The organism is Microcoleus sp. MON1_C1 (assembly GCF_036701945.1).
Taxonomy (GTDB): domain Bacteria; phylum Cyanobacteriota; class Cyanobacteriia; order Cyanobacteriales; family Microcoleaceae; genus Microcoleus.
The window spans coordinates 35,677-52,175 of the sequence record NZ_JAUBRO010000026.1 but is presented as its reverse complement, the minus strand read 5'-3'; the positions used below and the strand labels follow the sequence as shown (position 1 = coordinate 52,175).

The window sequence follows — 16,499 nt, the reverse complement described above, 5'->3', positions numbered from 1 at the left end:
TTGGGTATATAGCAATTCTAAATTATTTTTTAATTTCTTACCCCTCCCCTTACGAAGGGTAGGGTTGGGGTGGGGTGAAAAAAATACGACTCATTTATGATTGCTATCATACAGGTATTTTGTAGGAAGAAAGTCCGGTGTTGGTTCGATCGTTTTTGCATATAATCGAAAATCGATAGGTTGTATTATTAGTTATTAATTATTAGTGCGATCGCCCGCGTTCAAACCGATCGGTAGCACTGCGAGCAAGAAGCTGCTTAGGATCGGGCTTCTAGCTTCTAAACACATAAATTGTCGGGCGGCGTGGGCTGGAATTTGGGCAGATCAAAGGCTGATTGCGATGCTAGCCCGATCGCAGCTCAAGGACTGTAGATTGATTTTCCTTGGGCGGATCTACAGCGCTTTCCTCTCAGCTACCGAGTCGCAAAATTTGAACGAAATCGGACGGCGCGATTCGCCTAACGGCGATAGCTTCGCTCGCGCGTACTCGCACCGCACCAATGTCCGAAATAGGCTTTTGGGCTTGTCCCACAACAAATACAGCAGTTTTCAATTGGATGAAATACAGATAGGGACTCAGGCAAAGCCTGAGTCCCTACGCGAAATCTGTATCACGCTCAACAGAAAACTGCTGTAGATTTACTTTAGCAATGGGGATAAGTGCTGATCCCCAAAGGGATTATTGAGAATGATCCAACAACTCACTTACTATTTCCGCTTCTCAAATAGGGCTGGCGCACCAATCATGTAATGTTGCCGTCGAGGCGTTACACTATTGGTGCGCCAGTTATAGCGCCCGTCAATCGATTTTAGATTTTAGATTTTAGATTTTAGATTGAAGAAAGCGACCCCACTGATAAATCCGGGGGCTGGCGATCGGGAGCGAGGAGCTTTTTTCTCGATCCGCGAATCAATCCGGGTGCCCCGGATTAAATTGCTTGATGGTCAATTGCGGACTTTCGGGAGTGCGGCGGCGGTGAAAGTTATTCATCCATTCGCATCAGCTTGCGGTAAAACGTTTTAGAAAAATCGACAGTACGAGTCCGCTGGAAAGTCAGGAGTACCTCAATTAAGCAACTAACAAACTCAGAGCTTTGCATAGTCACTTCGTAGCTGAGTTCAGCATTGCCGTCAAACAACACCCGACAGCGGGTTAAGTCGATCGGCAGCGACGAGATATTCCAACTAGCGACAAACGGCACGCTCTCCCCACCGTCAATTTTTCTTGCCCCCTCCAAGCTTTTGAGCTTGTAGAGACCAATAGCGTGCGGTAAAAACTTGCGCCTGGGCTCTTGACAGAAAGGCGCGTAGACTTTCACTTCTTTGTCATCGGCTGGCTTGAGTTGAGGAATAGACATATTTCCACCTCAGACAATTATTACTAACAGATAGTTTAGATCCCCAGAAAAAACTAACAGATATTCCTGGTCGATCGCAAGCAAAAGTCAACCAAAATACTCGATGCAGTACCCGTTTACCAGGGTAGTACAAGCACCGAACCCGCTGGTTGTCCTCCCGTCCGCTTTCGACAAAAGTCCAGAAACTGATACAGTAGATGCTTATATCTAAAATCAAAAACTATTGGTGGTTGAATCAAGTAACCTATGCAGGAGAGTTCTTGGCCAGAAAACGACGCTCGCAGCGAGCTTAACTTGGACATCTCTGATTTAGCTCAAGAAGAGCTCAAGAGTTTGACCTCGAACTCGAAGCTCAGCAAAGTATTTGCTATACCAGACATTGGCGACAGGGTGTTTGACGCGGAAACAAAAGCAGAGCTTCCGGTTGCGGTGTCTGTGCCGGGAACTCCCTCTTTTCCTCAAAATCTGTACCGGGGACGCCGCGGAAAAGCTGCCGCAGTGCTGACTGCGATTTGGGCCGGCACGATCGCCCTGCACTTGATTTCTTGGGGTGCGTGGGTAGTGTGGGGGTTGACGGGACTGCTGTGGATGCAAGCATTTCGAGTTTTGTTTGCGGAACCCAAGCCCGCACTGCCGCCTCTTGCCGATGAAAGCCGAGAGGATTGGCCTTACGTGTCGCTGCTGGTGGCAGCGAAAAATGAGGAAGCGGTGATTGCCCGATTCGTAGAATCCATCTGCAATGTAGATTATCCGATCGACCGCTACGAAGTTTGGGCGATCGACGATCACAGCAGCGACGCCACGCCGCTAGTATTGGAACAGCTAACCAAAAAGTACCCCCAGCTCAAAGTATTTCGCAGAGGAGCAAATGCCAGTGGCGGGAAGTCGGGAGCACTCAATCAAGTGTTACCGCTGACTCGCGGGGAATTTGTGGGAATATTTGACGCCGACGCGACGGTAACGCCGGATTTGCTGCGCCGAGTGCTGCCAGTGTTCCATGGAGAAAAGGTAGGGGCTGTGCAAGTCAGAAAAGCCATCGCCAATGCTTCGGTAAATTTTTGGACTCGTGGCCAAGAAGCTGAAATGGCTCTGGACAGTTTTTTCCAGCAGCAGCGGATTGCGATCGGCGGCATTGGGGAATTGCGGGGTAACGGCCAGTTCATGCGTCGCACCGCCTTGGAAAGCTGCGGAGGCTGGAACGAGGAGACGATTACCGACGACCTGGATTTGACTGTGAGGCTGCACCTAGACCGATGGGACATTGAATTTCTCGCTTTCCCAGCCGTGTCAGAAGAAGGAGTCACTAACGCTCGCGCTCTGTGGCACCAGCGCAATCGCTGGGCCGAAGGTGGGTATCAGCGTTATCTTGACTACTGGCGGCTAATTTTGCGGAACCGCATGGGAACTGGGAAAACTTGGGATTTATTTGGATTTTGGGTATCTCAATATTTCTTACCCACAGTAGCGCTACCCGACTTTGTGATGTCAATTGCGCTGCGCCGGATGCCGATCGCCAGTCCCATAACTTTTATGACCCTTACATTGTCGGTGGTGGGAATGTTTGTCGGTTTGCGCCGCACTCGCAAAGAGACCAAATTTGACGTTAAAAGAGTTTTTGTCACCTTCCTGCAAACGCTGCGGGGTACTGTGTATATGTTCCACTGGCTGCTGGTAGGGACTGTGACGGCTCGGATTGCGGTACGGCCCAAGCGGCTCAAATGGGTCAAAACCGTCCATCAAGGCGCTGTTAATAGCATCAAGTAAACAATTCGCAAAAATATCTCGGCACAGGCCGAACCTCCGAAGATTTTCCGAGACAAAAAAACACCAACGCTCGCCAAATATCTCCCCGCCAGAGCCGACAGTAAAATTTGGCAATTTTGAGAAAAAAACACTTTGAAACAGCTTAGGTAATAGGTAATGGGCGAGCGGTAATAGCGAATAAGTAATCGGTCATACACAAGTCGAAAAATAAAAGATAAAATCGATAATTTTTAACTTTTAACTTGACAAAAAACCAATTACTATCTATTAATTATGAATTGCCAATTAGGACGAATTGCTTGTTGCCAACTACCCGTAACCCGTAATTGATAATGGATTTGTTAGAGTACCAAGCTAAATCTTTATTTCGCCAGATGGCAATTCCGATTTTGCCGTCGCAGCAGATTGACAATCCCGCCGACCTCAAAGGACTGAAAATTCCCTACCCCGTTGTACTCAAATCGCAAGTGCGGGCTGGGGGACGGGGCCGGGCGGGCGGTATCAAGTTTGTGGAAAATACGATCGATGCAGTAGCAGCCGCCCAAACAATTTTTAATTTGCCGATCGAGGATGAATATCCCCAAGTTCTACTGGCAGAAGCAAAGTACAACGCTGACCAAGAATTGTACTTAGCGGTACTCCTAGACCCCGTAGCCCGCCGCCCGGTGCTTCTGGGATCGAGACAAGGAGGTATGGATGTCGAACGGTCGATCGAGCAAATGCAGCAAGTTGCCGTAGATCAAGAATTTTCGCCATTCTACGCGAGGCGTCTCACGCTGAAAATGGGATTGCAGGGAGACTTGATTCAATCGGTGAGCACCATTGTCGAAAAAATGTACCGGCTGTTTGTTGAAAAAGATTTAGATCTAGTAGAAATCAATCCTCTCGGCATCAGTCCGACGGGAGAGGTCATGGCTTTAGACGGTAAAGTCACCGCCAACGACGATGCCTTGGGGCGACATCCAGATTTGGCAGCACTATCGGGGAAGAGGCAAAACAGCGGGTTGGCACGGGAAAGGAGAAGTCTCCACGCCCCTGGCGATCGCCCCCATTCCCACTCGAAGGTTCAGCAGTCGCCGGAGTTTGACCCCAAATCTAAATCGCCAATCTCGAATTCCGAATCCCTGCAATTAATCGAACTAGACGGGAATATCGCGATTTTGTGCAACGGAGTGGGCCTGACAATGGCAACTCTAGATGCTGTAACCCACCAAGGAGGAAAACCAGCTAATTTTGTGAATATTGGTTCCCTAGACCGCTACGAAGCAGCAAATGCCCTGCGCGATCGCGCGGATTTGGGTCTGGAGTTAGTCGCTCAGGATAAAAGCGTTAAGGTGATACTTGTAAATATTTTGGGCAGCGCCTCCAAGACCGAGGAAATAATCGCTGCAGTAGCCGGCTATTTGGAACGGAAAGCTCGCGCTAACCGCCACATCCAAGTGGTGCTGCGGCTGGTAGAGATCGATGCTGATGCTGTTAAAAAGCGTTTGGGACAGTTGCCGGTGCAGCTAGCTAGCACTTTGGATGAGGCCGCGGCCGCTTCTGTATCCTCCGCCAAGTAGCGGCAGTCGATCGGCAAAAAATGAGATTTCTGTACAGATGAAGGTCTTCTGCTTTTTACAGATCGAGTGTCAAGTGGGAAAAAATGAATTTAACTCCTGAAAGCAAAGTCCTAGTACAGGGCATTACAGAATCTCCCGCGTCCACCCGCGCCGCCCTGATGATGAAAGCATACGGCACGAATGTAGTCGCCGGTGTTAGTCCCGGTCGGGGGGGGCTGGAAGTGGAGGGAATTCCGATTTTTGATTTGGTAGAACAAGCAGTGGCGGCAGTGGGTCACGTTGACACTGCGGTAATTTTGGTAGACGCTTACTCGGTGCTGGATGCTGCTTTAGAAGCGATCGCCGGAGGAATTCGGCAAATCGCGATCGTTACTGGGGGAGTGCCTCCTCTGGATATGGTGCACTTAGTCAGAAAAGCAGAAGCCACCGAAACTTTGGTAATCGGGCCCAACAGTCCGGGGATTATTGTGCCCGACAAACTCCTGCTGGGAACTCACCCCAAGGAATTTTACACTCCCGGCCCGGTGGGAGTGATCAGCCGCAGCAGCACTTTGACTTACGAAGTTGCCCTAGAACTGACGGAGGCTGGGTTGGGACAGTCGATGGCGGTTTGTATTGGCTGCGACGCGATTGTCGGTTCTTCTTTTATGCAGTGGCTGCAAATTTTGGACGAAGACGACAGTACCGAAGCGATAGTTTTGGTGGGGGAAGTTGGCGGGTGGAGTGAACAAGCTGCTGCTTCTTACATCGCCTCGGCGATCGACAAACCCGTGGTTGCTTATCTGGCCGGCCGCTACGCTCCCAAGGGGCCGTCTTTGGGCCACGCCGGCATCCTGATCAGTTCTCGGGCGGCTGCCCAGAAAGCCTTTGGAGTTACGGCCCCAAACAAAATGGCTGCCTTTGAAGAGGCGGACATACCTGTGGCGGCTCGACCTTCAGAGATTCCTAAGTTGCTCAAAAAATTGCTAAAGAAAAATTGATTGCTTTGGGAGTTTTCACAAAAGTCCTAACCCTTTTGGGGGTTGGGATAGGGGTAGGGCGGGGGCGGGTTTGGTCTCAAAAGACTCGGCAGAATGGCACAACAGCCGCTTCAACCCGCCTTTAGGACACATTTATGATTTTTTTACCAAAGCCCTCTGACCGGCGTCACAGGCTGCGGTGCGGGTGCTGGCAAAGGGGCGGCGCGGCGCGGCGCTGGAGGCGGAGTTGTTGGCTGCACGCTGCGGCGAGGTTCGATCGGACTTTCGGGGCGAGTTGTTTCAGTTGTGCGAGTTGTCGATCGCATCACATCTTGAAGCAGGCTTTGCAGAGTTCCGGCTATACTCTGAACTTTCCCAACAGCGGTGCGAAGGCTGGCAACATCTACGTAAACCTCGTTGAGAGGATACTTTTTCAGGATTTCTAGCAGCGATACCTTACCGTCGTCCCCGGCTGCCAGGATCACCGCTGCCCGCAGAGCTTTGCCGCTTTCTGTGCGGCGCTGAGTGCGAATTGCTTGACCGATTTGGTCAGTGATTTTTTCTCCCGGGGTGCTGTAAACTACCCTAGCCAGATTAGCAGGCTTTAAACCGATTTCTAGACCCATGAACCCCCGCAATATTTGCGCGTCCATTTTGGAGAACCGGATAATTTGTTGCAGGGTTGGCGTCGTCGTGCCCTCTTTAGCAAAGTCTTCTAAGTCGCTGACATTGATGGCTTGTCTGATCGGGCCAAATGTGAGGACAACTTTTTCGGCCCCTAATGCTCTACTGCTGCTAGATAATATGCTCCCGCTTGCTCCTAAAAAGAGGACAATCCCGATCGATACAAATTTTGTTAATTTCATATTCACCGCTAGATTAAAATTATTTTTTCGAGATTTGTACATTATAGATGCAGCAGTTATATTCTACAAGGTCGCCAGTGTAATTTGTGCCCGCGTCACACCCACAATCTCGACAGAGACTTTTTGGCGATATTGACTTTAAGAATAAGTAACCAACTCTACCAAAATATTTTTGCTTCTATTCATTCTGCTTTCTACCTTCTCGATGTCCAGCCTTCTACATCATATTGCCTTCAGCCTTCTACATAAGTGCCTTATAAAAATTATAGTAATCCCCCTGATGCAGAGGAAATTATTAATTGCTGAAACATAAGGAATTACTTATTATTTCTCTCCTAGACCACTAAATCCCTCTTCCCTCTTCCCTCTTCCTTCTTCCTTCTTCCTTCTTCCTTCTTCCTTCTTGTATATGTTGTTGAAAACCAAGCGCAAATCCAAGAAATCCAAACACAAGCACAGCGAAAAAACAACCGCGCTAAGCAAAAAAGAAGTAGCTGCACAAAAACGCAAAATTTCAAAAAAGCGCAATGAATTGGTGCAGGCGATCGCCATAAGCTGCTTAGTCACCGTTGCTCTCAGCATCCCCCTGTTGTTCGTGGCCGGCCCTAAGATTGCTATTGCAGGAGGCGCAGCCGCAGCCATCTTGCTGCTTTCCTACAAATACCCCCGTCAAGCTTTGTGGACTTTTCTAATTTACCTGCCTTTCAGCGGTACAATTACTTACGCAATTGGCGGCGGGAATGCTGCATTTCAATTAGCCAAAGATGCTTTCTACATACCAGCTCTCATCGCCCTAATTCAAAGCTGCAAAAAGAAACAGTTGCCCCTGTTCATCCCCAAACAAATGCTTTCTACCTTTAGCATCCTGTTGATGATGGCAATGCTAACTTTAATTTTTGTCAACGGCGATATGCAGCTCAACCCTATGAAGGGTGAGAAACCACTTCTGCAAGGAATTCTCGGCTTAAAAGTATTGATAGGTTACATACCGCTGATTGGTTGTACCTATTATCTGCTCCGCACTAAGAAGGATTTAGTATTTTTTAGTCGAATGCACATCGTTTTGGCGATAGTTTGCTGCCTTCTCGGTTTGATTCAGTACCTGTTGCTGCAAAGTGGAAAATGTGCGGGTACCCGAGGAATGATCGGAAACGACTTATATAAAGCAACGCTGCAAGCTAGATGTTTTGTCGGCGGTTCTTTAGTGTTCAGTCCAGAAGTCAAGTTTATCCGCTTGCCGGGAACTTTTGTAGCCCCTTGGCAGTGGGCTTGGTTTTTAATTTCTAATGCTTTTTTAACCTTTGCCTCTGCCTTTTGCGACCCTTCATTCTGGTGGCGAGTTATCGGTTTATTTGGCATGGCATTAGTATTTGCCAATGCAGTTATTTCCGGTCAAAGAGCTGCTTTAGTTCTGGTTCCCGTTGCTACGGCAATCCTGCTAGTTCTCACCGGTCAATTAGTTAATTTAAAACGATTTATTCCCATCGGTGCAGGACTGGCGATTCTGCTGTTTGTCGGTGCAGCAATTAACCCGGAAATTATCGAGCAGCAGCGGGAGAGTTTTGTTAACCGCTGGAAGGCTGCACCGCCCCAGCAGTTTCTCTTTAATCAGTTCGAGCAAAGCCACAATTTTATCATTGACAGACCTCTCGGTAGAGGTGTGGGACGAGCAACTAATTCAACGCGAATATTTGGTGCTACGCAGCTAATTGAAACTTTCCAACCTAAGTTGATTTACGAACTCGGTTATCCGGGAATGATTGCTTTTCAGATCATGGTTTTACACTTGGCTTTTCTAACTTTTAGAGCTTACCGTTCTGTGAAAGACAAAAGTTTGCGGAGTTACGGAGCTAGTTTTTGGGTATTTGTGGGATTTATTACGATCAATCCTCAATACTATCCCCTGGATGTAGATCCAGTGTCGGTGTATTATTGGGTTTTAGCTGGGGCGATTTTAAAGTTGCCCAAAATTGACAAACAGGTGCAGGATGAAAAACCCCAAGAACTTGAGTCAAATGATTTGCAAGTTCACCAGCAATTAAAGGAGAAAAAAATTATTGCATCTGCCCCCATTTGAGAAGAGTTTTGAGTGTTGAGTTGGGTGGATTCTTTCTTGTTCAGTAACCCGCTTTCGATCCAAGGCGGTGCAAATATAGCCCGCCGTTCATGGTTTATCTGTACTAAAACCCACCCCTACAGCATATTGTGACTCGTAACTTTACTGCGGTTGCCAAACCGGATTGCTAGCATTCAAATCTTTGTCGTTTGTCAATTTAGTCAATGCCGAACCGTCCCGATTAATTAAATACAAGTTGCTTTTGTCTCCTTGGATTTCGTTAAATATAAAAGCAATTTGCTGGCTGTCAGCAGACCAAGCTAATTCTGAAATTCCCGACGGTTTTAGCTGGGTAGCTAGTTGATTTAGCTGGTTCCCGTCAGCATTGATTGTGTAGAGTTTTTGATTATTGAACTCTCCAGCGACGAAAGCAATAAATTTGCCATCCGGCGACCACGAAATTTCGTCGTAGTTTCTGGGTTTTTGGGTGAGGTTCTTGGCTGTCCCCCGGTTAATGTCGAGCAGGTAGATATCTTGCTGTTCGCCTGCTGAATCGCCGGGTTTATTATAATAGTAAGCAATGCGGCTGCTGTCGGGCGACCAAAATAGTTTGACGTTATAAACCTCATTTTGCGGGTTGTTTGTCAAATTTTTGAGGTTGGTTCCATTGGCATTAATTGTGTAAATTTGCTGTTTCGGATAAGCGCCGACCAGGAAAGCAATTTTTGTGCCATCTGGCGACCACACAAGTTCACTTCCGCCCGATATATATTCGCCGGGACTTTTAGTTAGTTTGGTCATTCCCGAACCGTCGGCATTCATTTTGTAGATATTTTTATCCTTGACAAATGCTACCTGCTGGCCGTCGGATGAAATGTAAAATTCCGATGAAATTTCTGTTTTAGGCGGCTGTCCTCCTACTTCCAAATTCCTAACTAATTTAGTTCCTTTAATGCCCGAAGTGGTGCTTGTATAAAGTGATTGGCTGCCGGGAGCATCAGAGGTAAAACCGTCGCAAGAACGGGCAAAAACAAGTTTCTGGCTGTTGGAAAACCAAGCTATTTCAAAATTAGCTGCTTTGCAACCAGCCTCAGCAAACTGTTTAGTTAGTCGAGAACCGTCAGCATTGACTGTATAGATGTCGCTGTATCCGCCAACGAAAGCCAGTCGCTGGCCGTTGGGCGACCACACTAGGGGAGCGATAACATCTATATTACGTGTAAGTTCGCGGCGAGCGGAACTGGTAGCATTGACCGCAAATAAAGTGGATCTGTTCTCGCTGCCGCGCATCTGGAGGGCGGTAAACGCTAGTATCCTTGGTTTTTGGGCTGCGGTTGGGGGAGGGCTGTGAAGGCTCAAAAACAAGGTGATTGAGAGTGTTAGGGAGATAAGAGCGATCGCCCTTACCAGCCATAATTTATTCAAACGCATTTTGTTGGTTTATCTGTAGTTCACAGTGTTTGTCTGTCGATATGTCGTGACAGCCTCAAACTCTGTTTAATTCTGCCAATAATTAGCTCGAACATTTTTTTGCGGGACGGATTCTTGCTGCTGGGCGGCATCCCTAACTCGCAACACATCAAGTTCAAGTCAGTTGCACTCATTGCCAACAATTTTTTCCTCACCTCTTCTTCATTTCCATTTTTAGCTTGTAAACGCAGTTCTTCATAAGTTTCTAGAACATTTCCAGCCGATAAATTAGCAGGTTTATTAACATCAGCACCACTGGAAATATCGGAATTTTTTGACCCAGCAGAAAGCCCTCCCCGCTTGACTTGAGCTTCAAGCCTGGTTAATTTTCGAGCCACGTCCCGCAAGATTTCCTTAAGTTCGCCAATTTCCTCAACTAACCCCCCGCTTGCTTGTTCGGAAGCAGCCAAAACTTCTTTTTTACTCATTTCAGATACTCCTCACACTCGCGCCATAGTTGTTCAAATTCTCTAACTAATTCTCGCGGCAGTTCTCCCTCATTAATCGCCCGTTTTAGCCCGACGCTTTCCCGAATCGTCGATTCTAAAAATCTAACTTCTATGTTATTATCTTTTGATATCTCAGCGCAAAGTCTCTTTACTTCTCTCATGTAAAACTGAACTTCATTTGTCAGCAATCCTCCATAGGTTTTAGCTTTATTCATAAAGACTGCTATCTTGGGAAACGGATAAGGCTCAATCCGTTTCTGGAGCGAGTTTAAAACTAAACTCAATCCCCTAGAACCAAAATAATCGGGATTGACGGGAATCAATATTAAGTCGCAGCAAGAGAGTACGCTGTAGGTGAGGAGACTGAAGGAAGGCGAACAGTCAAAAAGCATCAAGTCGTATTTGGGGAGATTGGGAGAGTTGGCGATTTTGCCGATGAATCTGCGGATGAAGTCTTTAACACTTTTTCCCTCAAATCCATCGATATCCAACCAATACAATTCTTCAACTGAAGGGACAAAATGCAACTGTTCGTCAATCTGATAAATGGTCTCGAAACCAACGGGAAATTTAAAATTCTGTCCGGCTTTTTTAAAGACTTCTAGAGCGTCGTAAATTGTAAGTCTATGCTTGAGAGATTTTTCGTACCACTTACCAAATTTGTCATCTAAATGACCTGTATTTTCGTTAAGTCCGATCGCCTCTGTGAGCGACATTTGCGGATCTAAGTCTAACATCAAGACTTCTAAGTCGGTTCCTTGGGATATAATATTTCCCAGACTCCAAGTGACGGTAGTCTTTCCGACACCGCCTTTGAAGTTGATTACGGCTATTGATTTAGGACTCATGGCTGGCTTTGTTTGGGTTTTGCTCAAATATAAATTAAAACATAACGATCGCCCAATTAGCGTTTGCTAAGTATTATTACTCGAATAATGGCGATCGCCTACTCAAGGCGATCGCCAGATTAACAGGGAGTCTCTTTTTAGAAAAGAACGTCAGGAAACTTGAAAACGTGACTAGCAATATTCCGCACCTTTGCTAATGGAACAGGTAATCCAGTTACACTGTAGCCTCGATTTGGTACTACTTTCTGCGGGAGTTCTGGCTGTTGCTGCGAAACTAACAACCTGAATTTACCCGGTTCGACGACCAATATCTCCTGTTGAGGAATGAAAAATATCCAGATATCGGCTTGAGAAGTCCATCCCCAACAGGGACGGTTGCGATCGTCACAAGCTTCAAAAAACAAGTTTCCAGTTTGCTTGGCTTTTATATCAGTCTTGTACTCAGCAGTTGCAGTTGAACCGTTTGGGCGAATTAGTACGCGGTCAATACCTGCTTTCTGATACTGCGGCAAATCTGAGACATCCTCAATACGATAGCCATGAATCTGCAACCACTTGTCTACGATCGCCTCTCCTGTCTTTCCTACTTTCTTTTGAGTTTGGAAGTCGTATTCCTGTTTTTGGGAAAGCGGGGGTAGTTGCTGGGAGAATTCCGCTTCGTTGTGCTGATTGTTGTTGTACATGATTAATTCCGTCAGCTAAGTTTTGAGTAGTGAATCACTACATCCCTAGCTTCGCAGTCACACTTTTAAAGTTCAGCCTAAGTAAGGGATGACTTTGGTATAAGTTGGGTATGATTTTTAATAGGAGCAGCTAAAATGGTCACAAATACGGTAGTGAGACTATGGCAAGCAAACCGCGGGCAAAGAGATCGCTTATAGCATCTGTAGCAGGCATCGAACAAGCCAGAATAGCTTTGACCCACAAGGGTTGGGTTTATGATAATTTGGAAGACGAATTAGCCATAAGTCGTCAGCCTGTTGTAAATTTTTTTACTGGCAAGACCGTTGACCGTAAAATTTTTGTTAATATTTGCCAAAAACTAGAGTTAGATTGGCAAAAGATAGCTAGTCCTTCTATCAGTCAACCTGAATCGCAGCTAGAGCAGAAAGAACAAAGCAACACACAACCTGCAAATGCTGAACCTGAGCAAGTTGAGGAAGTGCTGGACAACTTTTGTGACATTGAGGCTGTAGTGGATAGAGTGCGATCGCACTCTCCTCTCTGTGCTGAGGATTTCGATGAACTGGGAATAAACAAGGCTAAGGAAAGAGATTTTGAGGGAGCTATTGAAAATTTCACTCGAGCAATTAAGCTCAATCCTGATTATGCAAATGCCTACAATAACCGGGCTAATGTTCGCCATGAACTAGGAGACTCTCCGGGAGCAATTGAAGATTACACAGAGGCGATATTGCTCAATCCTAAGTGTTCAGATTTTCACAAAAACCGGGGTATTATTTCTTGTGAATTAGGTGATTACCGAGGAGCACAGGCAGATCACAGCCGAGCAATTCAACTAGATCCTAACAATGATCAAGCCTACAATAGCAGAGGTTTTGCTCGTGTACAAATGGGGGATGTGCCAGGGGCACTTAAAGATTTCACCCAAGCAATCGAACTAAATCCTGATTATGCCCTTGCTTGGAATAATCGAGGTGATGTCTACTTGGAATCCGGAAATCTGGAAAGAGCGCTTGAAGATTATACCCGGGCAGCTCAGCTAAAGCTTAATAATCCTATAATATTCTACAACCTGGGGGTTATTTACTATAGCTTGGGGAACAAAGAGAAAGCGCTTGAGGATTATAACCAGGCAATTCAGCTTAAACCAGACTTTGCCCAAGCTTATCAAAACCGAGGTATTGTCCACTATGAATTGGGCTATTCTCAAAGAGCAGAGGAGGATTTTTACAATGCTAAAAATTTATATCGTCGGCATGGTAAAGAAGAAAATTACCAAAAGTTACTTGATATAATAGAAGAACTTCAGCAAGAAGATTGAGAGCGAGCGCATTTAGTAAACGGATAAAAAGAGTAATTGCTACCTTCCTTAAAGCTTCCAATCCAGCAGGGGTTGAAACCCCCGCCTCAAAGCTAAATTCCTCTTCATAAGACTGAATGAAGAACTCATTAGTCCTATGCAAGAGGAATTTAGCTCGACGCCAGGGAATTAATTCCCTGGTGGTCTTTGGGCTTAAGTTGACACCAATGGGCACAATGCCAACCCTACACTGGTTTTAGCGTTTCACCAACTTCTTAGAAACCTTCCGCAAGCGAATTGATTTAGGAGTTACTTCCACCAATTCATCCTGGCCGATGTACTCCAAAGCGCGCTCCAAACTCATATCGACTGGTGCTTGCAATTGCGCCAATTCTTCACCGCCAGATGCGCGGTGGTTTGTCAACTGCTTCGACTTGCAAATATTCAGCTCCATGTCTTCATCTCGGTTGTTTTCTCCGATAATCATCCCTCTGTAAACCTTGGTTCCAGGGGTAATGAAAAATACGCCACGGTCTTCAGCATTTTTCAGTGAATAAGTAGTTGCAATTCCTTCTTCAAAAGAAATCAATACTCCGTTGCGACGGGCGACAATTTCTCCACCGAGGGGGCGATAGTCGAGGAAGCTGTGGTTCATAATTCCAGCACCGCGAGTCAAGCGCATAAACTCGCCTCGGAATCCAATCAAACCGCGAGCGGGGACCGAAAATTCGATTTGGGTGCGACCGGTGCTGCTGACGTGCATATCTTGCATTTCTGCTTTCCGCTGACCGAGGCGTTCGATGCAGCCGCCGACTGCTTCTTCGGGTACGTCTAACACCAAACATTCAAAGGGTTCGCAGGGACGACCGCCGATTTCGCGGAAGATTACTTGCGGTTGAGATACTTGGAATTCGTATCCTTCGCGACGCATATTTTCGATCAGGATTCCGAGGTGGAGTTCGCCACGGCCTGATACGAGGAATTTGTCGGGAGATTCGGTTTCTTCGACGCGCAAGGCGACGTTGGTTTGGAGTTCTCGCATTAGTCGATCGCGAATTTGCCGAGATGTCACCAAACTTCCTTCTTGACCGCAGAACGGCGAATCGTTCACCGAGAAAGTCATCTGCAAAGTCGGTTCGTCCACCTTGATTAAAGGCAGCGCTTGCGGGTCGTTCGGACAGGTAATTGTCTCGCCAATATACGCATCAGCAAAACCAGCAACGGCGACAAGATTACCAGCAGAAGATTCTGGGATATCAATCCGCTTCAGGCCTTCAAAGCCCATCAATTTGGTAATTTTTGATTTGACAATCGCGCCGCTTTCGGTGATTAAGACTGCTTGTTGACCGATCCTAATCGTGCCGTTGTGGATGCGGCCGATGACGATGCGACCGACGTATTCTGAGTAATCTAAGGTGGTTACTTGCAGTTGTAGTGGCTTGTTGGGGTCGCCTACAGGGGGTGGTACGTGGTCGAGGATTTCTTCAAAGAGGGGCTTCATATCTACCCCTTCGTCTTCGAGGTGTTTTTTGGCGTAACCGCTTAAGCCGGAACCGAAGAGATAGGGAAATTCGCACTGATCGTCGTCAGCACCTAGTTCGAGGAACAGATCCAAAACTTTATCGACGGCTTTGTGGGGGTCGGCTCGCTCGCGATCGATCTTATTCACAAAGACGATCGGGCGCAGTCCTTTTTCTAGGGCTTTTTTGAGCACGAACCGCGTTTGCGGCATCGGGCCTTCGTTGGCGTCTACGATCAGCAGACAGCCGTCAACCATGCCGAGAACTCGTTCGACTTCTCCGCCGAAGTCCGCGTGTCCGGGGGTATCGACGATGTTGATCAGGGTTTCTCCGTACCTGACGGCGGTGTTTTTGGAAAGGATGGTAATGCCACGTTCGCGCTCGATGTCGTTGGAGTCCATGACGCAATCTGGGATTTCTTCCCCTTCGCGGAAGATCCCGGACTGTCTGAGGAGAGCGTCCACAAGGGTGGTTTTGCCGTGATCGACGTGAGCAATGATGGCGACGTTGCGAATGGGAAGACTCATAATGCGTCTGGAACGTTAAACGGATCTAACTAAAGATTTCTTAATAATTGTAGCGCATTGAGTCAAGGGCCGATCGGGCGCGGCTGCCAGATTGGAGTGCGATCGTCGCTAGAATCAAGATTATGGAAGCGCAACCGAGAGAAATTGAGCATTACACTACCCCTGACGGCAGAGTTCCTTTCGATCGGTGATTTTGAGTTAGCCCTGGTGAAGAAGGTTTGATTTGGGTCGATCGCCCGTATTAATGATGAGGGTGCAAGTACGATCGACTTTATGGAAGTACAGCCGAGGGAAATTAGACGTTATATTGCCCCAGACGGTAGAAATCCTTTCGCAGAGTGGCTTAGTTCCCTGCGAGATTTGAATGCGGTAGTTAAAATTGAGCAAAGGCTTGACCGAGTTCGCTTAGGGAATTTAGGAAACAGCAACTCTGTTGGGGAAGGAGTCTGCGAATTAAAAATTGATTTTGAGCCGGGGTATCGCGTGTACTTCGGACAATTGGGGTCAACAATAGTTCTTCTTCTCTGCGGTGGGGATAAAAGCACTCAAGAACAAGATATCCGCAAAGCGTATGAGTATTGGAAAGAATATGGAGAACGCGAAAATGCCAACGAGCGATAGTTACCAGGGCTATCTGATAGAAGCGCTCAAGGATAAAATACACGCTGCGGCTTATCTAACAGCGCATTTGGAAGACGAAGAGCCTGAACCTGGTTTGCTGGAACTCGCACTTAGCAATGTATTTGAGGCTCTTGGCGAACCAAATATGTCTGCAGAGGATGCTAAATTGCATTTGGAAAAATTAGATCTTTTGTTGTCGGGAGAAGGAAGTGCGAGAATTTATGCTTTGGTAAGTTGGCTGAAGGCTCTGGGATTGAAGTTATCTGTTGCGGTTGATGAAGGGGATAAAGGGGAAGAGGAAGATTCTGTTAGTGCTACTGAGTTGGCGGAAGTTGGTAATGTTTGATTTTGGGCGATCGAGCTTTAAGTTACTAATTAGACCTTAACGGCCCTCCAACCCCGAGCGCTAAATGAAGTAGCCGATCCCTCCGGGGTATCCTACAATACTGTTAAAAGTTATGCCCGATCGCCCGGTATGGCAATGGCTGACATCGGTGCTCTGCTAAAATTGGCGC

14 protein-coding genes are annotated in these 16,499 nt (G+C 47.0%); 7 read left to right on the top strand and 7 right to left on the bottom strand.

From position 1 onward, the window contains the following. Nucleotides 1–983: 983 nt before the first annotated feature. Nucleotides 984–1,358, bottom strand: coding sequence for a type IV pilus biogenesis protein EbsA (gene ebsA / locus QUA62_RS16305; RefSeq protein WP_006634686.1), 375 nt, complete (start codon nt 1,356–1,358; stop codon nt 984–986). 246 nt (nt 1,359–1,604) lie between these two features. Between ebsA and QUA62_RS16300 the strand changes: the two genes are divergently transcribed. The 3 genes from QUA62_RS16300 to QUA62_RS16290 all read left to right on the top strand — a co-directional run bounded on the left by QUA62_RS16300 (nt 1,605) and on the right by QUA62_RS16290 (nt 5,664). Further along, complete coding sequence (locus tag QUA62_RS16300) at nt 1,605–3,122, top strand: glycosyltransferase family 2 protein (RefSeq protein WP_333405431.1); 1,518 nt, start codon at nt 1,605–1,607, stop codon at nt 3,120–3,122. A 332-nt stretch (nt 3,123–3,454) separates the two neighbouring features. Beyond that, the gene (locus tag QUA62_RS16295; protein WP_333405429.1) at nt 3,455–4,684 is read left to right on the top strand and encodes a succinate--CoA ligase subunit beta; all 1,230 of its coding nucleotides are present in this window, start codon (nt 3,455–3,457) and stop codon (nt 4,682–4,684) included. An 83-nt stretch (nt 4,685–4,767) separates the two neighbouring features. Then, nucleotides 4,768–5,664, top strand: coding sequence for a succinate--CoA ligase subunit alpha (locus tag QUA62_RS16290; protein WP_006634683.1), 897 nt, complete (start codon nt 4,768–4,770; stop codon nt 5,662–5,664). A 143-nt stretch (nt 5,665–5,807) separates the two neighbouring features. Here QUA62_RS16290 and QUA62_RS16285 read toward each other — a convergent pair whose 3' ends face one another. Next, a complete protein-coding gene (locus tag QUA62_RS16285) occupies nt 5,808–6,509 on the bottom strand; it encodes an alpha/beta hydrolase (RefSeq protein WP_333405427.1) in 702 nt (233 codons plus the stop codon). Between the two features lie 409 nt (nt 6,510–6,918). Between QUA62_RS16285 and hpsL the strand changes: the two genes are divergently transcribed. Continuing rightward, nucleotides 6,919–8,586 (top strand): hormogonium polysaccharide biosynthesis protein HpsL, encoded by a 1,668-nt coding sequence (hpsL, locus tag QUA62_RS16280; RefSeq protein WP_333405425.1) that lies wholly within the window; start codon nt 6,919–6,921, stop codon nt 8,584–8,586. A gap of 141 nt (nt 8,587–8,727) precedes the next feature. Here the strand turns inward: hpsL and QUA62_RS16275 are convergent, their stop codons facing one another. The 4 genes from QUA62_RS16275 to QUA62_RS16260 form a co-directional block, all read right to left on the bottom strand. After that, nucleotides 8,728–9,996, bottom strand: a complete 1,269-nt coding sequence (locus QUA62_RS16275; protein ID WP_333405423.1) for a hypothetical protein — start codon at nt 9,994–9,996, stop codon at nt 8,728–8,730. A gap of 20 nt (nt 9,997–10,016) precedes the next feature. Beyond that, complete coding sequence (locus QUA62_RS16270; protein WP_333405421.1) at nt 10,017–10,463, bottom strand: hypothetical protein; 447 nt, start codon at nt 10,461–10,463, stop codon at nt 10,017–10,019. Beyond that, nucleotides 10,460–11,332, bottom strand: a complete 873-nt coding sequence (locus tag QUA62_RS16265; RefSeq protein WP_333284242.1) for a ParA family protein — start codon at nt 11,330–11,332, stop codon at nt 10,460–10,462. The genes QUA62_RS16270 and QUA62_RS16265 overlap by 4 nt, the downstream gene beginning before the upstream one ends. A gap of 137 nt (nt 11,333–11,469) precedes the next feature. Further along, nucleotides 11,470–12,015: a hypothetical protein gene (locus QUA62_RS16260; protein WP_333405419.1), complete on the bottom strand. Its 546-nt coding sequence runs from the start codon at nt 12,013–12,015 to the stop codon at nt 11,470–11,472. Nucleotides 12,016–12,176: 161 nt separating this feature from the next. Between QUA62_RS16260 and QUA62_RS16255 the strand changes: the two genes are divergently transcribed. Next, nucleotides 12,177–13,337, top strand: a complete 1,161-nt coding sequence (locus tag QUA62_RS16255) for a tetratricopeptide repeat protein (RefSeq protein WP_333405417.1) — start codon at nt 12,177–12,179, stop codon at nt 13,335–13,337. Nucleotides 13,338–13,572: 235 nt separating this feature from the next. Here QUA62_RS16255 and typA read toward each other — a convergent pair whose 3' ends face one another. Then, a complete protein-coding gene (gene typA, locus QUA62_RS16250) occupies nt 13,573–15,363 on the bottom strand; it encodes a translational GTPase TypA (RefSeq protein ID WP_333405415.1) in 1,791 nt (596 codons plus the stop codon). Nucleotides 15,364–15,636: 273 nt separating this feature from the next. On the opposite strand from typA, the gene QUA62_RS16245 reads away from it, so the two are divergent. Continuing rightward, a complete protein-coding gene (locus QUA62_RS16245; RefSeq protein WP_333405413.1) occupies nt 15,637–15,984 on the top strand; it encodes a type II toxin-antitoxin system RelE/ParE family toxin in 348 nt (115 codons plus the stop codon). After that, nucleotides 15,968–16,330, top strand: coding sequence for a transcriptional regulator (locus QUA62_RS16240; protein ID WP_333405411.1), 363 nt, complete (start codon nt 15,968–15,970; stop codon nt 16,328–16,330). Before QUA62_RS16245 ends, QUA62_RS16240 begins: the two co-directional genes overlap by 17 nt. Nucleotides 16,331–16,499 lie beyond the last annotated feature (169 nt).

What these genes read in the sequence shown, in the direction of transcription:
- ebsA (WP_006634686.1), bottom strand. Translation starts at nt 1,358, where the DNA reads ATGTCTATTCCTCAACTCAAGCCAGCCGATGACAAAGAAGTGAAAGTC.
- QUA62_RS16300 (WP_333405431.1), top strand. Translation starts at nt 1,605, where the DNA reads ATGCAGGAGAGTTCTTGGCCAGAAAACGACGCTCGCAGCGAGCTTAAC.
- QUA62_RS16295 (WP_333405429.1), top strand. Translation starts at nt 3,455, where the DNA reads ATGGATTTGTTAGAGTACCAAGCTAAATCTTTATTTCGCCAGATGGCA.
- QUA62_RS16290 (WP_006634683.1), top strand. Translation starts at nt 4,768, where the DNA reads ATGAATTTAACTCCTGAAAGCAAAGTCCTAGTACAGGGCATTACAGAA.
- QUA62_RS16285 (WP_333405427.1), bottom strand. Translation starts at nt 6,509, where the DNA reads ATGAAATTAACAAAATTTGTATCGATCGGGATTGTCCTCTTTTTAGGA.
- hpsL (WP_333405425.1), top strand. Translation starts at nt 6,919, where the DNA reads ATGTTGTTGAAAACCAAGCGCAAATCCAAGAAATCCAAACACAAGCAC.
- QUA62_RS16275 (WP_333405423.1), bottom strand. Translation starts at nt 9,996, where the DNA reads ATGCGTTTGAATAAATTATGGCTGGTAAGGGCGATCGCTCTTATCTCC.
- QUA62_RS16270 (WP_333405421.1), bottom strand. Translation starts at nt 10,463, where the DNA reads ATGAGTAAAAAAGAAGTTTTGGCTGCTTCCGAACAAGCAAGCGGGGGG.
- QUA62_RS16265 (WP_333284242.1), bottom strand. Translation starts at nt 11,332, where the DNA reads ATGAGTCCTAAATCAATAGCCGTAATCAACTTCAAAGGCGGTGTCGGA.
- QUA62_RS16260 (WP_333405419.1), bottom strand. Translation starts at nt 12,015, where the DNA reads ATGTACAACAACAATCAGCACAACGAAGCGGAATTCTCCCAGCAACTA.
- QUA62_RS16255 (WP_333405417.1), top strand. Translation starts at nt 12,177, where the DNA reads ATGGCAAGCAAACCGCGGGCAAAGAGATCGCTTATAGCATCTGTAGCA.
- typA (WP_333405415.1), bottom strand. Translation starts at nt 15,363, where the DNA reads ATGAGTCTTCCCATTCGCAACGTCGCCATCATTGCTCACGTCGATCAC.
- QUA62_RS16245 (WP_333405413.1), top strand. Translation starts at nt 15,637, where the DNA reads ATGGAAGTACAGCCGAGGGAAATTAGACGTTATATTGCCCCAGACGGT.
- QUA62_RS16240 (WP_333405411.1), top strand. Translation starts at nt 15,968, where the DNA reads ATGCCAACGAGCGATAGTTACCAGGGCTATCTGATAGAAGCGCTCAAG.